We start from the raw sequence: 22,879 nt of genomic DNA on the forward strand, positions 1-22,879 counted from the left end.
TCCGTTACAGGAAACGATTCTCCATAGAAAGGAGGTGATCCAGCCGCACCTTCCGATACGGCTACCTTGTTACGACTTCACCCCAATCATCTATCCCACCTTCGGCGGCTGGCTCCTTGCGGTTACCCCACCGACTTCGGGTGTTATAAACTCTCGTGGTGTGACGGGCGGTGTGTACAAGACCCGGGAACGTATTCACCGCGGCATGCTGATCCGCGATTACTAGCAATTCCGACTTCATGCAGGCGAGTTGCAGCCTGCAATCCGAACTGAGACCGGCTTTTTAGGATTCGTTCCACCTCGCGGCTTCACAGCCCGTTGTACCGGCCATTGTAGTACGTGTGTAGCCCAGGTCATAAGGGGCATGATGATTTGACGTCATCCCCACCTTCCTCCGGTTTGTCACCGGCAGTCACCTTAGAGTGCCCACCCGAAGTGCTGGCAACTAAGATCAAGGGTTGCGCTCGTTGCGGGACTTAACCCAACATCTCACGACACGAGCTGACGACAACCATGCACCACCTGTCTCCTCTGTCCCGAAGGAAAGGTACATCTCTGTACCGGTCAGAGGGATGTCAAGACCTGGTAAGGTTCTTCGCGTTGCTTCGAATTAAACCACATACTCCACTGCTTGTGCGGGTCCCCGTCAATTCCTTTGAGTTTCAGTCTTGCGACCGTACTCCCAGGCGGAGTGCTTAATGTGTTAACTTCGGCACCAAGGTATCGAAACCCCTAACACCTAGCACTCATCGTTTACGGCGTGGACTACCAGGGTATCTAATCCTGTTTGCTCCCACGCTTTCGCGCCTCAGCGTCAGTTACAGCCCAGAGAGTCGCCTTCGCCACTGGTGTTCCTCCACATATCTACGCATTTCACCGCTACACGTGGAATTCCACTCTCCTCTTCTGCACTCAAGTCACCCAGTTTCCAGTGCGATCCGGGGTTGAGCCCCGGGATTAAACACCAGACTTAAATGACCGCCTGCGCGCGCTTTACGCCCAATAATTCCGGACAACGCTTGCCCCCTACGTATTACCGCGGCTGCTGGCACGTAGTTAGCCGGGGCTTTCTTCTCAGGTACCGTCACTTGAGAGCAGTTACTCTCCCAAGCGTTCTTCCCTGGCAACAGAGCTTTACGATCCGAAAACCTTCATCACTCACGCGGCATTGCTCCGTCAGGCTTTCGCCCATTGCGGAAGATTCCCTACTGCTGCCTCCCGTAGGAGTCTGGGCCGTGTCTCAGTCCCAGTGTGGCCGATCACCCTCTCAGGTCGGCTACGCATCGTCGCCTTGGTGAGCCGTTACCCCACCAACTAGCTAATGCGCCGCAGGCCCATCCCCAAGTGACAGATTGCTCCGTCTTTCCAGTTCTCTTCAGGCGAAGAAAACAACTATTCGGTATTAGCTACCGTTTCCGGTAGTTGTCCCAAACTTGAGGGCAGGTTGCCTACGTGTTACTCACCCGTCCGCCGCTAACCATCTGAGAAGCAAGCTTCTCATCAAGTCCGCTCGACTTGCATGTATTAGGCATGCCGCCAGCGTTCGTCCTGAGCCAGGATCAAACTCTCCAATAAAGTATTGAAAAGAGCGATTAGCTCATTTTGAATCTGACGAGATTAAAATCTCATTTGCGCATTGAAATCATACGGTCCGAAGACATGTACCGATTTCTCAGCGTCGATCTTGCAAGCAAGATCGTTACTCACTCGTTGTTCAGTTTTCAAAGATCAAACATCAATTCGTTGCTGTTTTTCGCATCACTGTGTTTTCAGCGGCGACTTTTATAATATATCATGCTTCGTTTGTTTTCGTCAAGAACTTTTTTTTAATTCTTTTGTTAAAGCTTTAAGTTCTTCACTTTTCCTCTGCAGAATTTATCGTTTGTTGGCGACTAGCTCGTTTGAGGAACGAAATATAATGTATCATATATCCCGAGTCAGAGTCAACATCTTTTAATAAATTATTAAACAAACAAAAAAGGAAGGTTTCCCCTCCCTCTTTCAAGCAATATAATGGCACACTTCATGACTGCTTACGTCTCAATCCAATAACGGATCTCCCGTCCATCTCCTCCGATAAAGGATGGCCATCCTGCCGATTCTTTTACTATAGAACGAAACACCAGCTTGCGAAGGATAAGCGGCAGATCTTCCCGTACAAATCTTAACTGAGAGTGATGAACGAGTTCTTCCATGCTCCACGGTTCCCTCCGACTTCCTAACACACGAAGGAGCAATCCGGAGCAATCGTTCATTTTGGACATCACCGAGAATTCGCAAGCAAGAAGTACGAGCTCGACTCTTTGTTCCAGTGTCTCCGAACTAACCGTAAGTTCCTGGTAGAGTTTCCATAAGGCACGGTCCAAACTCTGAACATGGGTCCAGACAGCATGGTCCGGGTATATCCCCCGTTCAATCAGTACGATTCTCGCCCAGTTCCCCAGAGCCTCAAGAACATTATAATAAGCATCTACAACGTGGCCCTCTTGAATGTAGCGTTTGGCCTCTACATACATTCTCAAGAAACTGGCAAATTCATGTAGCAATTTCTGCTCCCGCAAATCGGTTCCAAAAACAGTTAGTTCCTCTCGCAAATTGCTCAAGGCGCTATCCGCTTCCCAGATAATCTCGCCTTCAATCAGACACTGTAAAATGTTATTGTTATCTCCTGTGATTACATTGTGCTGCAGCTCATTACGGCTTACATAGATCATTTGATAACGAAGATCACCATATTTGTAGTGTCCAACCTGTGATGACATCCATTGGTCGGTATTATGCACAACAAGTACGAGCAATTCAAAATCCTGGATTAGGGAGCCGTGGAATCGATCTCCCGGGTGGGAATAAGCGATAGCCCCAACTGCCCCTGTCTCTTCCGACTGTTCGGACAAAAAAGCAAGGTTCTTTAGTTCCACGATTCCCTCCATACAATTCATGGCAGATAAGCGCCAAGTCAGTTATAATGTAATTCTACATGCAGACTGAAGTTTCCTTCTTTTCCAGGTCCAATACTACTCATACGATAGGAGCATTTTTCATGATTTTCAAATCAGCAAAAATTAATGCTTTTCGCACTTGGGGACTCCTGCTTACCATGCTAGGCATGGGCCTAATGGTACTGGGAACTGCCGGAATTGTGTTCTGGGGGCATGCAGGCAAAGTATTTGCTGCTGTGGGACTTGTCATTGGACTGATTGCCATGATGGCCAGTCTGGCCATTTATTTCTGGGCTGGAATGCTCTCCACAAGCGCGGTACAAGTGGACTGTCCGGAATGCGGCAAGTTAACCAAAATGCTCGGCAAGACGGATCGTTGTATGTTCTGTCATACCATCCTCACCCTGGATCCGAATCAGGCCAATACAAACGGTCCACAACTGAAAGCGCCTTCTACTTCAGCTTCTCCTTCTGACACAGACCACGGAGTGAGTTCCAACGGCTAGATATTCTTTAATCCAAAACTCAATAGAGAGCAAAAAAAGGCCCGGTATCTCTACCGGACCTTTTTGACTTGGCCTATAAGCCTCATCCTTGTTACTGAGATGCTAGTTAAGATACTAAGTTAAGTTAAAAGTCCAACGGCTCTTTCTGAAAACTAGATATCGAGACGATAAATGCAATTTATAACATTCCTATTAAGAAATGAGTACTTGTTTCGGTTCAAGTAACCGATGAACAATGATCCGAAAATGAACTTGTGTCAAAACAAACAAATCGATATAAGGTAGATTGCGTAAGCGAGTGATCGAAATGGAACGACTTTTGGATTTGCGCAAGCAAACCCTGGGGAAGAGACAGCTGGAACACGAGTGAATTATTTCTGAAGTCCGGCCTGTTTCAGCGTATCCCAAGCCGAAGCATTGGCAAAACTCCGATTCCATGCAGCTACACCGCCCAATTTCAAGGAATCAATCAAATCAACACGAGCCTGAAGAGAAACAGCATCTTCTATCCAAATTTTCTTGGTGGCTCCATCCTCGGCATATTCCACATAATTCTGCCCGCTTTCTTTATCCAAGACAGGTTTGAGCTTCTTCTCTTTGATCAGTTCTGCAATGGTGTTCATGCCTACCGCTTTGGACGACACTTTCACTTCTCCCTGGTCATTGGCCTCTTCTGTCCAGATTCGAGTATACAGCGGCACAGCCATAATCAATTTGTTCGCTGGTACTTCATCCTCATCCAGAATTTTTCTCATCGAAGACTCGGTCCACGGAAGCGAGGCAACCGAACCGGCCTTTGGACTTGCGGCCCAGTGCTCGTCATACGCCATAACGACAATATAATCGGCAAAAGCCCCCAGCGAGCGACGATCGAGGAAAGCAGACCACATCTCACTGTTCGATTTTGGAGTCACATCCACCGAAACCATCAAACCATGAATACGCGCCATTGCCTTAATTTCACGCACAAATTGAGTGATATTGGGTCCATCATCTGTGTAGACGTTCTCAAAATCGATATTAATCCCATCCAATTGATACGTTTGAGCGTATTCCAGCATCTGTTCAATAATATGCGTACGCGTCTTGTAGGAAGCCACGGCTTCTTTCGTGACATCCGGGTCAAAGCTGTTATCCATCAATCCCCACACTTCCATGCCGGAACGGTGAGCCCAGTTGACATATGCTTTATCTCCCTTGCCTTTTACGTTACCTTGTCCATCAGTAATATGGAACCACGTAGGGCTGACCACATTAACTCCAGGCATTTTGTCGATCGAACCCACATCAGGCTGCCGATTATATACCGCTTCCCAAACCAGATTCACGGGTTTATTCTGCCACTTTTTCTCCGCTGCGGTCAAAGTGAATTTGGGCTTGTCCAGTTCCTTTTTCTCCGTAAGGGCCACATATTTATTATCCACATATCCGGCATAACCATTATCCAATTGTACAAAGCTCTGGCCATCCCCCGTTTGCCATACCCTTACACGTGTGTCCTGCTCCATATCGGCAAGGATAGGGGAGGATTCTCCACCTCGCTTGTATAACGGGATCGTTTTGTCTGCCTTTGTAGACAAGGTATCAATCTCTGCATACTGAATATTGTCTCCTCCACGCATCAGTAGTACAGCACCCGTTGTAGCATCTTCCTGTGTCACGAGGCCGTATACTTCTTTCAGAGGTTTAAGTGGAATATAGGCTTCTCCCCCTATCACCTCCGGTTTAACTGTCATGGGATAATCCCGATGATTAAGTTCCGCCTTCGTACTTCCTTCCTTCATATGGAGCACTCGCTGCGGGGTAGCGATAATGATATCCCCCGTGTCTGCTTCATAACGTATTCCGGAATCAACCGCATCTTGCAGTACCGTTACAGGCAGCTTGAGCTGATCTCCCGTCCCTGAAGCTTCACCATCCATCAATTGTCCGTCCACAAAAATAGGTTGATTCATCCCGATCCAATCGGGGTCCTCGTGAATCTGATTAAGCCAAACATTCGTTATTAGCCAATAAGCCCCGCCTGCAATAACACAGGCACCCAAAAATCCAGGCCAGAACGAGCGCCGCTTCTGGCGTGTATATCTGCTTTTTCTACTCAAACGTCTACCTCCGTTAATCATGCTGAACCATGAAATGTGTATCCTGCTGACCATGCAATCTATTCTATCATCCTATAAAACAAAAAACGTGAAGAATCCATATTATTGAATTCTGCACGTTAATATTGTAAATCAACTCTCTTAATCCCTGCAACTTTTACAAACCCCATATACTTCCAACCGATGCCCATGTACTTCAAATCCAGTACTTGACTCTGCCTGAAGTTCTACGCTCTTTAACGAGGGGTAGCTGAAGTCTTCAATTTTGCCGCATTTATCACAAATTACATGGTAATGATCCGTCACATTGGCATCGAAGCGGCTTGAGTTATCTCCGTATGTCAATTCCCGAACCATGCCGGCTTCTAAAAACATCTTCAAATTGTTATATACAGTCGCCACGCTCATACTGGGAAACTGGGGTTCAAGCGCACGGTAAATTTCATCGGCTGTTGGATGCCCCATGGATTCCATCAGATAGTTCAATATGGCATGACGCTGGGGTGTAATACGGACACCGGTCGTTTTCAGATGCTCCAACGCATGTTGGACACGTGTTGCCATAAAACCCACCGCCTTACCTTTCATTCTCTTCGAAGACACAACAAATGACCACTTTGCCTCTTCATTCAGAGTTGATCTTCGGCTGAAACAACGGCATAACATCTTTCCTGCCATGTAACCTTGCCATTTTATATTTATTGTACGGCGATTGCAAGTTTATTGTCAACGCGCCAGTCAGGGATCTTCTGACGTATTGTCCTGGGAATTTTGCCCGTCTTCGTTCATCTGTTCCAGGTTCTCACCTGTACCGTCTGAATTTGGTGTAACTACATTGGCCGAAGGTACAGCCGGGTTTCGATCAATCGCAAGATCACTATTGCCTTCAACTTTAACGGTATATTCTCCTTCACCAAGCTGACCCTCAATTGTTTTATTTTGCACTTTAAACGGCAGGTCCGTTCGCAGATCTCCATAACTGCTGGACCCACTCAGGCTGTAATCGCCCCGTTCGGGAAGCAATATGTTGATTGCTCCTACAGCGCTATATACATCCCAGTCACCGCCTACTTTGGCAGATATAATGCTGATACTGCCATTAAGAGATTGGGCTTTGACCGCCAGACTTGCACCATCCACATTAATATTTCCATTCCTTGTCTCTGCTGTAATCTCTCCAACGGAGTCTGATATGTTGATGCTTCCGACTTGTGTCGTGAGATCCACATTCCCTGAAATGCCACGGGCTTTCATGTCTCCCCGGTTACTATCCAGGTCCACATTTCCGATCGCATTAGCCACAATAACATCACCATTTAACGTTTTACCCGAGATATCTCCTACAGCGTTCGTAATTCGTATACGTCCATTCCCTGTCTCTGCAAAAATCGTACTAATGGCTTCTGGACGATTCAGCAAAATGGCTCCATTAGACGTTCGAAGATCCAGATTGAAACGGCGATCATCCGGAATCGTGATGGTAATGTTCATTCGTGGCTGTGTTTTCTCGTTCTCTCCATATGTTTTGCCTGTAGCCTTGATATGAATCACTTTAGTACCATCCGCCTCAACAAAAGAAGCATCCGCAACTGCTTTGGCCTGGACTTCCGTTGTCTGGTCAACCCAAACGACTGTACGTACTTCAATTTCTTCCGTGTCCCCGCGCTGTACCGAGATATCGCCGTTCACTCCCTCAAACACAATATCCGAAGTATCCATGCCTACAGGAACCCGAATCGTCCCCTTATCCTCCATGTATCCCGCAGCCTGACTATAGTCCATGGACGCCGCGCCCAGATTTAGACTTACTCGGTTCCATAAATGCATGTAGTGGTCCTGTTCTGTAACGATAAATACAGATGCCGCCAGAACAAGCGAAGTGAGGATGCCTTTGGCATCAGGCCTGAATCGTATTTTACTTTTCTCACCTTGGTTGTCTGAAACTTCTCTTCCTCTTCTTCGTGTCACTAAGAACAACAGTATGTATTCCACACCTAACACAATGAGCAAGAGCGGCCACCAATCGACCATCTCATATACATAGTCCGTTCCCCACCGTTTATCCAAAATTAACAGCACACCGACGGCTACGATTAAGGCGGCAGCCGTATAGCGGCCAACCCGGACTTTACGGTTCATCGCCTTCCCTCCTCGAATCGTTCACACTAGATTTTTTTCTTGCGCAACATAACCCAGATCTCGCGTCCGAAAAGCAGTAACCCTCCTGCAATCATCAAAACGGCAAACGTGTATCCGCCATACATAGCGAGCAGCTCCTTAAACCAACGCGGTTTCCGGAAAAATAATATCATTAGCGATCCGCCTACTATAAGAAGCAATCCAAACGAAATGCCTTTCTCCCAAGCCATCATGGCTTCTCCAACAGTGCGTTCATTAGGCGTTGGCTTGTCCGAACTGCCCTGGGTAATCGCTCTTCGCCTGCGCATCATTACCCAATCAGCAGATTGTAAGACATCGAACACATTGTAAAAGTAAATCATCGGGATAAACAATGCCAACAGGATAAGCAGAGGTACATTAATCTGTATTCCAATCGTTGAGAAGTACAAGAGCGCTGACAAGTCCAGAAGTACAAGCAGCGTGAAGGTCAGACCTCTCATATACAATCGGAGATAAATATGGCCGAGGCCCGGAATAACCGCACTGAGCAGCCCCGCAACAAATTTGTGAGTTCGGTTTCGAACAGGGTTAACTTTCGTGCCGCCCGATATATTGTTCGACTGACGTTTGCGTTTCATAACATACTCCTTTCTTCTTCGCTAACGTTCCCGTTCTTTATGCATTTGGTTAGATGTTACCCTAAAGAACCGCAAGAGTAACTGGAAGAAATATGGATATGAGCAAAAACCCTCCGCACCAAGGTCCTCAGAGGGTTGCATTTCATCTATTCAATCGATACTTTTGTTACATGCTCCCACTGCCTTAGTTTGGATACGAGCTGTACCGTACTGAACTCATGCGGCATATAAACATGCAATACGATTTCAACTTTACGTTCAACGGCTACCATCTCTGCGTACGCCAAATCTTGCTCATTTACTGTAATTTTACGGATTCTGATCTTCTCCTCCTCCATAAATGAAGATACCTGTTCCAGAAAACCGGGTTCAGACAAGGTATGCAGTGTAACGACATGCAGTTTGTTCCCTCGGATGTACCTTAGCTCCAGTTTGTTGAACACCCAAAGATTCAGGAGTACCAGAACAGTTGACACGATAGAGGCAAAAAAGAACCCAGCGCCTGCAGCCAGCCCGATCGCCGCAACAACCCAGATGGAAGCTGCAGTGGTCAGTCCTGTAATGGATTTTCCGGTAAAAAGAATCGTCCCCGCTCCCAGAAATCCAACACCGGTAATAACAGCTGTAGCCAGACGAGCAGGATCAATCCTTACGTTTAATTCATTCGCAAAATCTTTAAAACCATAAATAGACAACATCATAATCAGTGCAGAACCAAGGCATACCAGAATATGAGTACGCAGGCCTGCTGCATGATTCGAACGTTCCCTTTCCAAACCTACAAGCCCTCCAAGCAGCATAGCCAGCAATAATCGCAGTAAAATATGCCACTCATCGATTAACCAGGGATTACCCAAAGCCGGTGTTCCTCCTCCAAGTTGTTCACATTATTCATCTTTATTCTCGAAAACACTTCATAATACCTGAAGCCGCTTCAATTAGTAGAACAACAGGATCAAAACGGGTTATTTGTCTCGTTGTTCCATCCAGTTAATGATTTAAATCATTTATGCAATGAATCCTTATGAAATGTTGTTAATTCCACACCTGGTGCAATCTGTACAACTTCCACTGGTTTAAAACCAAATTTGGTATACAAGTTCACGGCTGGTTGATTCAAAGTTCCTGTGGAAACAATATACCGCGGAAGATCCGGATATTGTTCAAACACATGTGTCATCAAAGCAACAGCGATTCCCTTGCGAAAATGATCCGGATGCACCATCATTCGTGTAATGGTCAGTGTATTCGTCTCTTCCTCCGCTACTGCGACAGCCCCCATCAGTTCGCCGTCTTCATCAACATAACCATAAAAGGTCTCCCCGCAATTCTGCAGTGTTTCCATCGTATCCAGCAAAGGTGGAATATCCTGAAAGCCGATAATCTCAGCCTCTAACCAATAAGCCACATGTTGCAGCCTCCATAACTGTCCTAGCGTCTCCAGATCACTCAATGATAATGATTGAATCCTCATATCAATTCCTCCGTCTCCTTATGTTACAAAACGATATCCAGAATAACGAATATCATTCGTGCTTCAAAATAACAAAAAGAGGCTGTCACAGGGACGAGCCTCTTTCTGTCCGGCCTCACCGGATGGATTAGCGGTTCAGTACATCTGTAAGCAGTTGGTTGGCTAGTCCAGGGTTGGCTTTGCCTTTGCTTTCTTTCATGACTTGACCAACAAGGAATCCAATGGCCTTCTGTTTACCAGCCTTATAATCCTCTACGGATTGTGGGTTGTTCGCAACAACCTGCTCCACGATGGCGAGAATGGCACCCTCATCACTAATTTGAACCAGACCCTTCTCTTCAACGATCTGCTGTGGAAGCTTGCCGCTCTCCAGCATTTCCTTAAATACGGTCTTGGCAATCTTGCTGTTAATTGTGCCTTTCTCCAGCAGCCCAATCATCTCGCCCAAACCTTGGCCTGTTAGCGGCACCTGAGTTAGTTCCAGGTTGCTGGTGTTCAGGTAACCCAGCAAATCGCCCATGATCCAGTTGGATACGGCTTTTGCATCCTTGGTGTATTTCAGACTGTCTTCAAAAAGATCGGCTACAGCTTTAGAAGAGGTGATAACCTCCGCATCATAACTAGGCAGTCCATAATCCGCGGTATAACGAGCTTTACGCTCGTCTGGAAGCTCCGGTATGGAGGCTCTGATCCGTTCTTTCCAGGCTGCGTCGATATGCAGCTTCACCAGATCCGGGTCCGGGAAATAACGATAGTCATGCGCCTGCTCTTTACCACGCATGGACAGTGTTTTTCCTTGAGCCTCATCCCAGCGACGAGTTTCCTGAACGACTTCACCGCCGTCATCCAAAATTTCAGCTTGGCGATACTGCTCATACTCCAGACCACGCTGAACGCCGCGGAAGGAGTTCATGTTTTTCAACTCGGCTCTCGTTCCCAGCTTCTCCTGTCCATGTGGACGCAAACTGATGTTGGCGTCACAACGCAGGGAGCCTTCTTCCATTTTCACGTCCGACACATCGCAGTACTGCATGATCGCACGCAATTTCTCCAGATATGCACGCGCTTCTTCCGGAGAAGAAATCTCAGGTTCAGACACGATTTCCACCAACGGGGTACCCACACGGTTGAAATCGACCAATGAAGCATAGCCGCCATCCACGTGGGTAAGCTTCCCTGCATCTTCTTCCAGATGAAGACGCGTAATGCCGATTCGCTTCGTTTCACCGTTGACTTCAATATCGATCCAGCCGTTCTCACCGATGGGTTGATCGAATTGCGAGATTTGGTAAGCTTTCGGGGAATCGGGGTAGAAGTAGTTTTTGCGGTCAAACTTGCTGACATCAGCAATGGTGCAGTTAAGAGCCATGGCTGCTTTCATCGCATAATCTACAGCTTGGCGATTCAATACCGGCAATACGCCTGGATGTCCGAGACAGACAGGACAAGTATGTGTATTTGGCGGAGCTCCAAAGGCGGTGGAGCAGCCGCAAAAGATTTTGGAATTTGTATGCAACTCGACATGGACTTCAAGTCCAACGACCGTTTCATATTTAGATGCGGACATTTCTATATTCCTCCGTTCCAGGCAGTCTACAGCTGCGGACGCTGCTTGTGGAATTCCGTATTTTGTTCAAACGCATGCGCTACGCGCAATACAGTCGTTTCATCAAAGGCTTTACCGATAATCTGCATGCCGACAGGCAGCCCATCCGAGAATCCGCAAGGGATGCTCACTGCAGGTACACCAGCCAGGCTGACAGGGATAGTCAGAATGTCGTTGAGATACATCGTAAGTGGATCATCGACTTGGGAACCGAGTTTAAATGCCGTTGTTGGCGCTGTTGGTCCAATGATGACATCATATTTGGCAAATACGTCGTCGAAATCCTGTTTGATCAACGTACGCACTTTCTGAGCTTTCAAATAATACGCATCGTAGTAACCCGAGCTGAGTGCATAGGTTCCAAGCATGATGCGTCGTTTCACTTCGGGACCAAAGCCTTGACTACGGGACTGGTGGTACAGATCCAACAGGTTTTCCGGGTTGTCTGCACGAACACCATAACGCACGCCGTCGAAACGAGCCAGGTTCGAAGAGGCCTCCGAGGAAGCGAGCAGATAATACGTAGCCACCGCATATTCGGTATGCGGAAGGGATACTTCTTCCCATGTTGCGCCGAGTCCTTCAAGGACTTTCAGAGCGGACAGGACGGTTTCTTTAACTTGAGGATCCACGCCTTCACCCATGTATTCCTTCGGAACAGCAATGCGGAGCCCTTTGACATCTCCTGTCAATCCGCTTAAATAATCCGGGATATCCACTTTTGCAGACGTTGAATCTTTGGCGTCATAACCAGCAATGGCTTGCAGCACATAGGCAGAGTCCTCGACATTTTTCGTCAAAGGTCCAATCTGATCCAGCGAGGATGCGAATGCAACCAAACCAAAGCGTGAAACAAGTCCGTAAGTCGGTTTCAAGCCGACAACGCCGCAATAGGATGCTGGCTGTCTGATGGAGCCCCCTGTATCTGATCCCAATGTGAAATATGCTTCTCCTGCCGCAACAGCCGCAGCAGATCCACCACTTGATCCGCCTGGAACACGATCGAGTGCCCATGGGTTACGTACAGGATAGAAACTTGAATTTTCATTGGAGCCGCCCATGGCGAATTCGTCCATATTCAGTTTTCCGATAGTTACAGTATCCGCAGCCTTCAGCTTCTCGACAACTGTTGCATCATATACCGGGTCGAAGTTGCGCAGAAACTGGCTTCCGCACGTTGTACGCAACCCGTTCGTAACGATGTTATCCTTAATGCCGACTGGCAATCCAAAAAGCAAACCTTTCTCCTCGCCGCTGACGAGTCGATCATCCAGTTGATGAGCACGCGCACGTGCTTGTTCTTCATCCAATGCCAGATACGCCTTAACCTTCTCATCATGCGCACCGATATTCTGATATGCCTGATCCACCAGATCGCTAACCGATAACTCCTTGGCATGCAGCTTGTTATGTATCTCCGGCAACGATTGTTCAAATAAACTCACGGTTTTCGTCCTCCTTCCGGTTATCCGTTATTCCATTACAGCAGGCACTTTGAACTGCCCGTCTTCTTCTTCCGGTGCATTTTGCATCACCTGTTCAATCGACAAACTTTCCTTGGTCTCATCATCACGCATCACATTGCTAACGTGCAGAACGTGAGTGGTTGGCTCGATGTCATCGGTGTCCAGCTCATTCAGCTTCTCTGCATATTTTAAAATCGCGTTCAGCTGACCTGTGAGGGTTTGTTCTTCTTCAGCAGTCAAATTGAGCCGGGCCAGCTTGGCCACATGCTGAACGTCATTATTCGAAATACTCATTTCCGGATGCCTCCTTCATTCGTTCTAATTCCCGAGACCGCCTGAAACGAATCGTTCGTTTAACGGGCTAAAGTCCCAAGATAACTTTTTCATTATAGGTGAGATAGTTCGACAATTCAATGCAAATGACCCGAGTTACCGAATATGCAAAAACCAGGATAATAAGGGCTTCAACATTCCCATGTTCGAATCTAATCAAAAAAGAGCCGGCATCAGCCGACTCTTAAACTCTAAATCCATGCACGCAGGTTAACCTGCTTTATAAAATCCGCCTGTGACATAACATCGTTCGCGGTTTCTTCTTCCTCTTCCACAGCTTCGAAATCTCCGTTCATCAAATGATGAAACAGTTTCTCATTGTGTGTCGCAAGGGCGTAATCTATCAACGCTTCTCGCTCGACCCGCTCAGCTTCCTGCTTCAGCAGAACCTCTTCTAGATCGACGTCGCCGGATGGAACAAAAAAGTTCCGATTCACCTGCGGCACTCGAAGCACGTAATCGAACGCATTGTCCGGATTCCGGTCATAAGCGATGATGAAACCATATTCCCCCACAGGAAGATTCTGCTCAAATGCATCCGCGACGATGACAACCTTCTCTCCTAATCGCAGCATCGTCTAACCTCCTGGTAGTCTATCTTTTTATTATTTGTATAGTCTACTAGAAAAGAATAGCGATGTCTACGATTACTAGAATTAAACAAAACATTTGTGCAAAATCTTTTTTTCATTCCGTAAATTCTATCATTTACCCGATGTTTGCCTAGGGGGTTTGCGATCTGTTCGCACCACAATAAACCAATATATGATCAAAGGCGTTGGGAATCCGGTAATTCCCCACAATCCCCATAACCAGGGAAAACGGCCACGCCTCCGCGCATCCTGAAAAATCCATGTTCCCTGAATCAGCAAAAGAATGGCAATCAAAATCATCCATACGAGAGGAATCTCGTTCAATGAATAGTGCAGATCATTCATGGCGGGTCTCCTTCCGGCGTCTTCCTGTCCAGATTGCTACCACGGCAATCGCAGCTCCCAGACTGAGCGCCTGAATACCCAAATATAGAACTGGCGCCGAATGGAATAGCAGCACACCAAAAGCGATAACGAACAAGCCAACAATCCAGAACATGATCATTTCGATTCGATTGGCTCTTCTTCTGACTTGCCGTCGCTCCCTGACTTGGGCTTCAAGTGAAGCTAATGAAGGGATGTTTACAGGCTCATACGCATCATCCAGCACACTCATCTGCTGTTGCATCCGTGCCACGATTTCTTGTTCATCATGTTCATCAGATCTGCTCATGTTCATCCAGCTCCTTTCTCAACTGACGAAGACCATACGCCGTTCTTGATTTAGCCGTTCCGGATGGAATCCCCAGCATTTCTCCTATTTCATCATATCCATAGCCATAATAATGCTTCAGAAGTACGGCAATACGATGTTCTGGTGTTAACCTAGTCATGGCATCCATAACGTCTGTCCATTCCTCATTCCTGATGTCAAACTGCCAGCGTAATTTTCGTACAGCCTGATTTCGTATGGATTCCAGCCAGATCTGTTCTCTTCTCCTGCGTCTTGTCTTGTCGATATATATACGGGTGGCAATCGTAATCATCCATGACGAAAAGGCAGACGAACCATCATACCTGTGGATATTTTCCATACATCGGATCATCGTATCCTGTACTGTCTCCTCCGCAACATTGGGGTCCATCGTTACTTTGACAAGATACTTATATACAAAAACGTAGTGACGCTGAAGCAGTTCTGCCAGTGCTGCGTCATCTCCCTGTATCGCTCTCTGGACCTCTTCCAGTTCGGCTGCTTTCATCTGGATCATCACCTGCTTTCCGCTCAGTCTAATGTTATTACGACAGGCTCTGCAGAAACGTTCAATATGGTCAAAAAAAAAATCTGAAGCCGACAATTTCCCGGGCAATCAGACTTCATTTCGGTAATCTTGCAGTTTGTCGAACCACCGTTGGTTGCGGGCTCCGCTTCTGAATAAACGACTTCTCCATATATTCTGCTGTTGATCCTTAATTTGATTCATCTCTTTATTCATGTAGTTATGTAATTGAGAAGGCTGAGTAATGGATTCTATTCTGTTACTTTCTGTTATTCGACGGTATTCTTCGCTGATTAGATGTTCGGCACGTTGTCCCAACTGGATCACTCGCTTTTTCTCCACTTCTAATTCCTCGCTCTCTTATCATCTCAAGCTTATTATAATTCGACTAACTAAATGGACTAGAACGATCTTCTATAGATACTTGTCAACGAGCTATATGTAAGGTTAAACGAGATGTAACATTGATAAAAAAGCCTGAAAACAAAAAAAGAACGCAAACCGGGTATAGACCACAGTCTGCGTGCTTCGCAAGTTAGGGTGTTTCTTTTCACTGCTTCAGTTAGATGTTGACTTAATGCTTGTAACAACTAATTGCTATTCTAATGAAAAAGTTGTCACTTGTCCAGACTTTCTTCACATAAATTGTCGGATCATCTTGCAGACACATAAGGATTGTTCTTTTTCTCATAACCAATTGTCGTTTTTGGGCCATGACCCGGATACACTTTGACCTCATCCGAGAAGGTGTACAGCTTGTTCTGGATCGAATCAATCAGATCCCGTTCACGGCCTCCGGTCAGATCCGTTCTGCCCACCCCCATACGGAACAGAACATCACCTGCGAACAGATCATCACCGCATAACAGACTTACACTGCCTGGTGAGTGTCCGGGTGTATGGTACACTTTGAACGTCTGACCAATAAAGCTCAAAGTCTGCCCTTCGTCCATGGCATATTCAGCCGGATCTGTCGAAAGCGGCGGGGTAGCCTGCGGCCAGTTCAAAGAACCATTCAATTTCGGTGTCGTGAGCCAGTCACTCTCCAAGTCATGCAAATAAACGGGACAGCCTTTTAATTTGCGAATTTCATCGACACCGCCCATATGATCAAAATGCGCGTGAGTCAGCAGGATCGCTTCAATCTCCAGATCCTGAATGGCTTTGAGCAACGGGCCCGGATTCATTCCCGGGTCAATGATTACAGCTTTACCGGGATCATCCCCCTGCAAAAGATACGCATTGGTCTGGAGCGGTCCCAATGAAAAGGTACGAATGTTTAGCATATCGGCTTAGTAACCCGAAATCAGTTCACGCAGCTCGCGGATAATAGCTGCATTTGACTCCGTTCCTTCCCCATAACGTTTCCCTATCTCTTGACGTGCAGCAGCCAGATTATCCTGATAATCTGCGGCTTCACGGTCCGGATTGAGACGTTTGAATTCAATCATAACCTCCTGCACATGTTGTGGACGAGGCCCCCATTGGCCCAGCACATGTCCGCCTGTATCTGCAAAAATGACAACAGGGACTGAGCGTCCGCCCATCGTAAGGAACTCATCCATCACTTCAGGATGATTTTCCATAATAAGAACTTCTGTCGGAATGCCGGAGATTTCCAATGCCTGGAACACAACCGGAATATTGCGTACCACATCACCACACCAGTCAGCAGCCAGAATTAACACACGCAAATCATCGCGGTGATTCAAGCTTTCAAAAAATTCACGATCATCCTCGCTCGGCCATACAAAGTTGTCATAGTTTGCCTGAAATTCACTTTGGTTCTTGGTCATGCTCTCAATGAATTCTTTCGGCGGCAGGCCTTTACCGAATTTGTGAGACAAGTTTGGTTTTCCCATAACTAGACACTTCCCTTCTTTTTACGAACATTCATCCATTTAATCAGTACATAAATAATCATAAGTGCCAGAGCAACAAGCAGAATCGGCATAATATAAGGTGCCGCTTTTTCGTTGATATGTTGCCATTGATCTCCAAGTATCATCCCTAAATATATAAACAATGCAGACCAAGGTATAACAGCGAGGGTTGTCAGTAAAATAAATCGACCCGTATGCATTTTGGATATCCCCGCAGGAATCGATATGGCATGTCTTACGACCGGAACAAAACGCGCCGTGAAAATGACACCTGTACCATACTTGCGGAACCATTCTTCGGAATGGTCGATGTGCTTTTTCTGGATCAGTATGTATTTTCCGTAACGTTCAAGTACAGGCCTTCCACCATAACGGCCAATCCAGTAAATAAATAGCTGGGCTATGACACCGCCCACGGTACCAAAAATCATTGCACCGAAAAAATTAATATGGCCTTGTGAAACGAGAAAACCTCCATATGCCAATACAATTTCACTTGGAATAACTTCAAGCATTAATCCAAACATAATTCCAAAGTATCCAAGGCTCTGAATCCAATCGAATAATTGATTGACAATGTTATGAATAAAGTCCATCTCGACCCTCTTTCTTCATCCTGATTGGCAGTGCCTCTCCGCACCATGGATGTTCGTCCCTATTTTATCACAGGCCTCTATCCGTTGCTACTTCATCCATTTGGGATAGTGTCCCGAAGGCAGCGGTTCGCATATGGTATCGGGAGAGGAGCGTGAGAAGATGTCACCCAAATTAACACCCGGTACTCCCCCGGTAAAACATAACACTCCAGGCCAGAAACTGCCTTCCGCCCGCGGAATCCGCAGGGCTTGCAGCAAGGAGTTGTATCGAACTGCCAAAAAGCTAAAGGTATACATTTCGCCCGAACTGATGAAGCAGGCAGAAGAACTGTATTATGGTAAGGTCATCGCCAATCTGCTCTGGATCGGTGAACATCGGGATAATCGCAAGAAATTATGCGAATGGTGGAATGCCGATGTCAGTGCCGATATTGCAGCTCTATGGGGTGTGGAGCTGGAACCTCTGCAAGGAGCATTTCAGCAGGCTTTCGGCGGGTATCGCCTGTAGATTGGCGTAATGGATAGGTTGACAACAAGGTAATGGTCTTCATGTTGCTGGATCTGAGTTGTACCTGAGCTGAGGCTTGCTTGAGCTATACTTTGGTTGATCACTGCGTGAGGTCAAATATTCATGGACTCCGTCTGGTCAAATCTGAAGCAGGCGGACCAGAAGCCAACATGACCAGATTGCCCCCATGACGTAATGCTTCATCTTCAAGTCCAAAACGCCGATCATTTCTCTCTTGCCCTGCTGCCACTTCTTCAGCCAGCTGTCTATACCGTTCATATATTCGTACTCCGGCAGCAGCGGTCTGTTTTGCCCGATCTGTGTATCCTGCTGCAAGTTCCAGACGTGATGCTTGTTCCATGCAATACAAAGCCAGGGACTGACTTGAGGCATCATAACGGTTCAAGGCGATGGATCGCTCAAAATATTCCCCAGCCTGCTCCCCCAGGCCGGATCGTGCAGCCCATAGACCTAACTCCTGATAGAGTTGAGGGTTAACCGGGGAATGGTACAGGCTTTTGAGCAATATGATCTCAGCTTCTTTGGCAGGCAGTATGCGTGACAGAGAGAGGACAATATCCGCCCTGTATGAATTGAATTTATGCGCCGAAGCAAGCAACGTCTTTTGCTCAGTGCTTCCTGCAGCTTTGGAAATGGCCATACGATATTGATGTTCTGCTGCCCATTGGTGGCCAGCCAGCCAGGCTGTTCCGCCAAGCCAGAACAAGATGAACAATCCGGTTAGTATCGGAGACCACAGACTCAACTGGGGGGAAATACGGGGGCGTTTGTTGTAAGCCTCGACATGCTGTTGAGGTTGTGACGAATGGGCCCAGCCCCCTATCCAAATAAACATCATCCAGAGGAAGGTGAAACTCCAGTCAAAGTCCATTGCGCCATGAAGTACAAAAATAAGAAAGACAGGCAATAGGTGAGGCGCGAACCTCCACATGGTCCGCAGGGTAAAAAGAAACCAACCCGCGATAAGCAATACACCGATCACGCCTGTATCGAGGGCGAGATCAAGGATGCCGTTATGAACCTCGCCTCCGACATAAGGCGAGGATTGGATGGCGCGAAACATGTTGCGCCATGTATCACCCCCGTGGCCCAGCCATGCGGCCTCGGTCCAGAGCTTCAGGGCGTCCCGCCACAGCTGAAGGCGGGACAGCCCTGTGCCGACACCAGCCGCCATGCGGTCGGCGGTGGAGGCCACGGCCAGGGCTGCGGCGGTGATTCCCGCCAGCCCCGTGGCCGTGAGGGCAGTGGCGCGCTCACGAGCGCCGCTGTGCCACAGACGGCACAGCAGCAGCGTGCCGAGCAGCGCAGCTGCCCATGCCCCGGCCAGGGCCAGCAGGCCGGGCACGGGTGCAGGCGCCAGCTGGGCAGCAGCCAGCTGGCGGAAAAGCCAGGCCGCGCACGCCAGTGGCGCGGCCATGGCCAGCAGCAGCGGCAGGCGGGCACCGCGCCGCTGCAAAGCGAAGGCGGCGATCGCGGCGCAGCCGGTCGCCAGCCAGGCGCCGCGCGACTCGCTCAGCAGGAGCGCAGCTTGCGCGGGCATGAGCGGCAGCACTGCCGCGATGAGCCGCCCGGCCGACAAGGGTCGGGCCATGGCGCGCGCGGCGGCGGCCAGCCGCTCCAATGCGTACATGCCGACAACGGCGCCGTACGCATTGGGGTATTGCAGCAATCCGCCGAGCCGGGCTCCGGCGGAGCTGATCTCGGGGTCAGCGGTTCGCATGACCCCATAAGGCAGCGGCAGCACTCCACATGCGGCAAGCAAGCCGCTTAGCACAAGCAAGCCGCCTGCCAATTGCCAGCCGCAGGCAAACCATCTCGCTCCGTTCTCGCGTGCGGCCAGCAGCGCAGTAAGCACCGCAAATATCGCCAGCAGGCTCCAGCGCAGCATCTCATCCAGGCTGCCCTGTAAACTTACAGAACCTACCCATGCATGCAGGCCAAACCAGATGGCCATACCCAGCGGCCAGATGAACCAGTAGATATGGTTGTGACCCATAAACTGAAACACCGAATTTGTTTTATCATCACTTTCCATCCGCTGTGCAATCCTCGCAGGTCCATTCCTTTTTTGCAAAATGAGACATATGATCAACAGTATCCATGTACTCCCGGATGCCACCAGAACTAGGGAATATACGTCCGCAGGATAGTACAGCCCCTTCTTCAGACAGGCGAGCAACAATAAGATACATGCGAATGCACCCAGTACGAGGGTCAATGCAGATCCCAATCTCCCCTCCCTATCAGATATGTTGGGAGCTTTTAAACCCTTAACCCTCTCCCATGTGGCCGTCCTTTTCGATTCCATGCGCTCCACTTTTCTACCTCCTTTCTCTCTTACTTTTACAGAGCAACTTCCGGCCTCCCTCATCAGAAAAACAAAAAAGACAGAAGCTCCCGTTCATAGGGTCTTCTGCCTGATTTACATTAGGCGTTGAACTGCTTTTTTTGGAAGCACTATGGCAAAACTGTGCGTTACATGAATCTTCCTTGATGGGACCCTCGTACCAGTATGTCCCGTCAAAGAGGACGGCAGACGATTTGCTTCAATCCCCAAGTACAAACCATGCATCTGTACCTCAATCTTTTTTACCATCTACCATCCGAATATCATCCATCTTTTCATAACATTCGCCTGAACCCCATCTAATTTAGCAATGATCGCAATGGGTCGAATCATTGACGGCTTCTTTAATGGATTCACCAGTGGAAGTGGCCTGGTTAGAGTCTGTTACCGTGTTCTGCACCGCTTCTACTGGATGGGTACCGCCCGGAAGCAAATCGGCGCATGCTCGCTCCAAATAAGGATCTGCATGAATGAAATCACGGAACGCGGTATATTCGTTCCACATGTCAGCCGTTTGGCCTGCCTGGCCGCGTACTGCACGGATCAAAATATTCTTCGGTGTATGTTCCATATCGATAAATTCCAGCAATTGCGTTTTGTATCCCATCAGATCGAGCAGTTTAGCCCGGATGGCATCCGTTGCCAATGCAGAGAAACGTTCCTTCAGAATACCATGCGACAACAACGGATTCATCACAGTAGACTCAATCTGGTCAAACAGCTCATGCTGGCAGCACGGTACAGAAAGAATGACCGAAGCCCCCCAACGAACGGCTTTCTCTAGTGCGGCATCGGTAGCTGTATCACAGGCATGCAGCGTCACGACCATATCCACTTCGTTTAGTTCATCGTAATCGGCAATGTCTCCGACAAGAAACTTCAGATCACCATAATGAAGCTTGTTCGCCAGATCATTGCAATGTTCGATGACATCGGCCTTCAGATCGAGCCCAATAATCTGGAGTGATCTGCGCTGCTGTACGGACAAATAATGATATAAAGCAAAGGTCAGATACGACTTTCCGCAGCCAAAATCAACAATGGTGAGTGGGCGTTCCTCCGGCAAGTGGGGAATGACATCCTGCACCATTTCGAGGAAACGGTTGATCTGTCTAAACTTGTCATACTTGCGGGCCAGCACACGACCTTCTTCATTCATGATCCCCAGCTCAACCAGGAACGAGACGGGAACTCCCTCTTCCAGCACATATTGCTTTTTGCGATTATGCGAGAGGTCCACCGCAATCTTAGAAGGGGACTTGGTCAGTATGGACACTTTATATTTTTTGCTGATCAATATTTGATAGTCTGCATCTGTTGTACAGAGCAGCCCTTGACGAAACGTCTCTTCGAATAGCAAAGTCATGCGTTCTGCCGCTTCAGCCGGAGTCAAATTCTCGTGCAGCACTTTGTTGTTATAGTGAAATGCGAATTGATAGTGTAACTGGTTCTTCAGCGTTACCGGCTTGACTTGCACTTTGGTATACGAGACATTGTCCCGTCTGCGCAGCTGGCTCCAGGTCGCTGAGATCAGCGAATTCTGTTCAAAGATGTCTTGTATAAGCTTTCGCAATGAATCCACGGGGTACATCTCACTTTCGATTTGGTTTGGTCAACCGTTACCATACCACAATTCCGTTCCCTCTCCAAGTTAAGGCTAAGGCGCATATTCCAATCCGTTAACGGCTCAGCTCAGCAAGCCCCTCTTCGACTTCCTCACGGGGCAGGCCCCCTTCTTGCAGCTGCTGGTCTTCAAGCAGTATTAATCTTTCGTAGAATGCCTGCACATCATCGCGATAATGAACGGGATGTTCATCGTCTACCTGCAATAGTCTGTACCAGCTGTTCTCTGCCTGATCATAACGCCCCTGCTGTTCCCGATACAATGCAAGCTGTTTTTCCGTTCGTGCAGGCAGTTCATATCCTCTAATTTGCGCTAATATCCCTTCGACTCGACCCGGGGCATCCAGCAGCTTCGGATTGGCCCCATTGTGGAGTGCATACAGATAAAAGTGAAGTGCTCTCATCAATCGAATAAGTGCTTCATCCTCTGACTCCAGCTTTTCTTGGTCGTCTATGCCCTCTACTTTGGCCTTTTCATGATATATATATGCCTCTTCCTCAATAAGCCTGGCGGCTTGCTGCAGATTGTCCACTTCTATGACACCACGAAAACGGAACATTTCAATGACATCCTCCGCAGGCAGTGAGTTCAGCAAAGATAAATTTAAGCCAAACTGTCTACGCAGCAGCTCGTCCAGTTCGGACAGAGCCTCCGTATGTTTGCGCTGTTGTTTGAGTGTAAATACTTTGCCGATCGCTTCGGTCATTTCCTCCATCATGCGGAGCAGATAATCTTTCCTGAACATCCTAAATGCCCCCTCATTGTTCGATCAGTATACATCCCAGTTTCATTTTCATGATCCATTCTCATTATTTTAATTCATGCCATGACAAAAAGCCAAAACACGGCTTCATCCATGCTCTGGCCTGTGACCAATATAACATAACCCCTGCTGTTCATGA

At 47.9% G+C, this 22,879-nt stretch carries 23 protein-coding genes and 1 rRNA gene; 2 read left to right on the plus strand and 22 right to left on the minus strand.

The window, feature by feature from the left end; translation table 11 throughout:
• Positions 1-27: 27 nt before the first annotated feature.
• Positions 28-1,575: ribosomal RNA gene (locus JNUCC31_RS09560) — 16S ribosomal RNA — on the minus strand.
• A 458-nt stretch (positions 1,576-2,033) separates the two neighbouring features.
• Positions 2,034-2,918: a nucleotidyltransferase-like protein gene (locus JNUCC31_RS09565; RefSeq protein WP_228469596.1), complete on the minus strand. Its 885-nt coding sequence runs from the start codon at positions 2,916-2,918 to the stop codon at positions 2,034-2,036.
• A gap of 122 nt (positions 2,919-3,040) precedes the next feature.
• Here JNUCC31_RS09565 and JNUCC31_RS09570 point away from each other — a divergent pair, with 122 nt between their 5' ends.
• On the plus strand, positions 3,041-3,445 hold the full coding sequence (locus JNUCC31_RS09570) for a YgzB family protein (RefSeq protein ID WP_192270723.1): 405 nt from the start codon (positions 3,041-3,043) through the stop codon (positions 3,443-3,445).
• A 371-nt stretch (positions 3,446-3,816) separates the two neighbouring features.
• Here the strand turns inward: JNUCC31_RS09570 and JNUCC31_RS09575 are convergent, their stop codons facing one another.
• From JNUCC31_RS09575 to uptA, 17 genes are all read right to left on the minus strand, one after another.
• A complete protein-coding gene (locus JNUCC31_RS09575; RefSeq protein WP_192270725.1) occupies positions 3,817-5,547 on the minus strand; it encodes a glycosyl hydrolase family 18 protein in 1,731 nt (576 codons plus the stop codon).
• A 141-nt stretch (positions 5,548-5,688) separates the two neighbouring features.
• Positions 5,689-6,111 (minus strand): peroxide-responsive transcriptional repressor PerR, encoded by a 423-nt coding sequence (gene perR, locus JNUCC31_RS09580; protein WP_024631328.1) that lies wholly within the window; start codon positions 6,109-6,111, stop codon positions 5,689-5,691.
• A gap of 174 nt (positions 6,112-6,285) precedes the next feature.
• Positions 6,286-7,686 (minus strand): DUF4097 family beta strand repeat-containing protein, encoded by a 1,401-nt coding sequence (locus JNUCC31_RS09585; RefSeq protein ID WP_192270727.1) that lies wholly within the window; start codon positions 7,684-7,686, stop codon positions 6,286-6,288.
• Positions 7,687-7,712: 26 nt separating this feature from the next.
• Positions 7,713-8,306 carry a hypothetical protein gene (locus JNUCC31_RS09590; protein ID WP_192270729.1) on the minus strand — a complete coding sequence of 198 codons (594 nt, stop codon included), beginning with the start codon at positions 8,304-8,306 and terminating at the stop codon, positions 7,713-7,715.
• Positions 8,307-8,452: 146 nt separating this feature from the next.
• Positions 8,453-9,163, minus strand: coding sequence for an MgtC/SapB family protein (locus JNUCC31_RS09595; RefSeq protein ID WP_192270731.1), 711 nt, complete (start codon positions 9,161-9,163; stop codon positions 8,453-8,455).
• Positions 9,164-9,309: 146 nt separating this feature from the next.
• Positions 9,310-9,780: a GNAT family N-acetyltransferase gene (locus JNUCC31_RS09600; RefSeq protein ID WP_192270733.1), complete on the minus strand. Its 471-nt coding sequence runs from the start codon at positions 9,778-9,780 to the stop codon at positions 9,310-9,312.
• Positions 9,781-9,907: 127 nt separating this feature from the next.
• Entirely contained in the window at positions 9,908-11,347 is a 1,440-nt protein-coding gene (gene gatB, locus JNUCC31_RS09605) for an Asp-tRNA(Asn)/Glu-tRNA(Gln) amidotransferase subunit GatB (protein WP_192270735.1), read from the minus strand.
• A gap of 26 nt (positions 11,348-11,373) precedes the next feature.
• Complete coding sequence (gene gatA, locus JNUCC31_RS09610) at positions 11,374-12,831, minus strand: Asp-tRNA(Asn)/Glu-tRNA(Gln) amidotransferase subunit GatA (protein WP_192270737.1); 1,458 nt, start codon at positions 12,829-12,831, stop codon at positions 11,374-11,376.
• A gap of 27 nt (positions 12,832-12,858) precedes the next feature.
• Positions 12,859-13,146: an Asp-tRNA(Asn)/Glu-tRNA(Gln) amidotransferase subunit GatC gene (gene gatC, locus JNUCC31_RS09615; protein ID WP_192270739.1), complete on the minus strand. Its 288-nt coding sequence runs from the start codon at positions 13,144-13,146 to the stop codon at positions 12,859-12,861.
• A 230-nt stretch (positions 13,147-13,376) separates the two neighbouring features.
• Positions 13,377-13,760 (minus strand): ATPase, encoded by a 384-nt coding sequence (locus tag JNUCC31_RS09620; protein ID WP_192270741.1) that lies wholly within the window; start codon positions 13,758-13,760, stop codon positions 13,377-13,379.
• A 129-nt stretch (positions 13,761-13,889) separates the two neighbouring features.
• Positions 13,890-14,123 (minus strand): hypothetical protein, encoded by a 234-nt coding sequence (locus tag JNUCC31_RS09625; RefSeq protein WP_192270743.1) that lies wholly within the window; start codon positions 14,121-14,123, stop codon positions 13,890-13,892.
• Complete coding sequence (locus JNUCC31_RS09630) at positions 14,116-14,451, minus strand: DUF5345 family protein (protein ID WP_192270745.1); 336 nt, start codon at positions 14,449-14,451, stop codon at positions 14,116-14,118. The genes JNUCC31_RS09625 and JNUCC31_RS09630 overlap by 8 nt, the downstream gene beginning before the upstream one ends.
• Positions 14,438-14,980, minus strand: a complete 543-nt coding sequence (gene sigY / locus JNUCC31_RS09635; protein ID WP_192270747.1) for an RNA polymerase sigma factor SigY — start codon at positions 14,978-14,980, stop codon at positions 14,438-14,440. Before sigY ends, JNUCC31_RS09630 begins: the two co-directional genes overlap by 14 nt.
• 108 nt (positions 14,981-15,088) lie before the next feature.
• Positions 15,089-15,340 (minus strand): hypothetical protein, encoded by a 252-nt coding sequence (locus tag JNUCC31_RS09640; protein ID WP_192270749.1) that lies wholly within the window; start codon positions 15,338-15,340, stop codon positions 15,089-15,091.
• Positions 15,341-15,651: 311 nt separating this feature from the next.
• Positions 15,652-16,284: an MBL fold metallo-hydrolase gene (locus JNUCC31_RS09645; RefSeq protein WP_192270751.1), complete on the minus strand. Its 633-nt coding sequence runs from the start codon at positions 16,282-16,284 to the stop codon at positions 15,652-15,654.
• A 6-nt stretch (positions 16,285-16,290) separates the two neighbouring features.
• Complete coding sequence (locus tag JNUCC31_RS09650; RefSeq protein WP_192270753.1) at positions 16,291-16,860, minus strand: thioredoxin family protein; 570 nt, start codon at positions 16,858-16,860, stop codon at positions 16,291-16,293.
• Positions 16,861-16,862: 2 nt separating this feature from the next.
• Entirely contained in the window at positions 16,863-17,477 is a 615-nt protein-coding gene (gene uptA / locus JNUCC31_RS09655) for an undecaprenyl phosphate transporter UptA (RefSeq protein WP_192270755.1), read from the minus strand.
• Between the two features lie 160 nt (positions 17,478-17,637).
• On the opposite strand from uptA, the gene JNUCC31_RS09660 reads away from it, so the two are divergent.
• On the plus strand, positions 17,638-17,985 hold the full coding sequence (locus JNUCC31_RS09660; protein ID WP_192270757.1) for a dehydrogenase: 348 nt from the start codon (positions 17,638-17,640) through the stop codon (positions 17,983-17,985).
• Positions 17,986-18,106: 121 nt separating this feature from the next.
• Here JNUCC31_RS09660 and JNUCC31_RS33235 read toward each other — a convergent pair whose 3' ends face one another.
• The 3 genes from JNUCC31_RS33235 to JNUCC31_RS09675 form a co-directional block, all read right to left on the minus strand.
• A complete protein-coding gene (locus JNUCC31_RS33235; protein ID WP_323374369.1) occupies positions 18,107-19,462 on the minus strand; it encodes an O-antigen ligase family protein in 1,356 nt (451 codons plus the stop codon).
• 1,195 nt (positions 19,463-20,657) lie between these two features.
• On the minus strand, positions 20,658-21,944 hold the full coding sequence (locus JNUCC31_RS09670; RefSeq protein ID WP_228469597.1) for a class I SAM-dependent methyltransferase: 1,287 nt from the start codon (positions 21,942-21,944) through the stop codon (positions 20,658-20,660).
• An 88-nt stretch (positions 21,945-22,032) separates the two neighbouring features.
• On the minus strand, positions 22,033-22,722 hold the full coding sequence (locus JNUCC31_RS09675) for a DUF6483 family protein (protein ID WP_192270763.1): 690 nt from the start codon (positions 22,720-22,722) through the stop codon (positions 22,033-22,035).
• Between the last annotated feature and the right edge of the window lie 157 nt (positions 22,723-22,879).

It is taken from the genome of Paenibacillus sp. JNUCC-31, from assembly GCF_014844075.1.
GTDB lineage: Bacteria > Bacillota > Bacilli > Paenibacillales > Paenibacillaceae > Paenibacillus.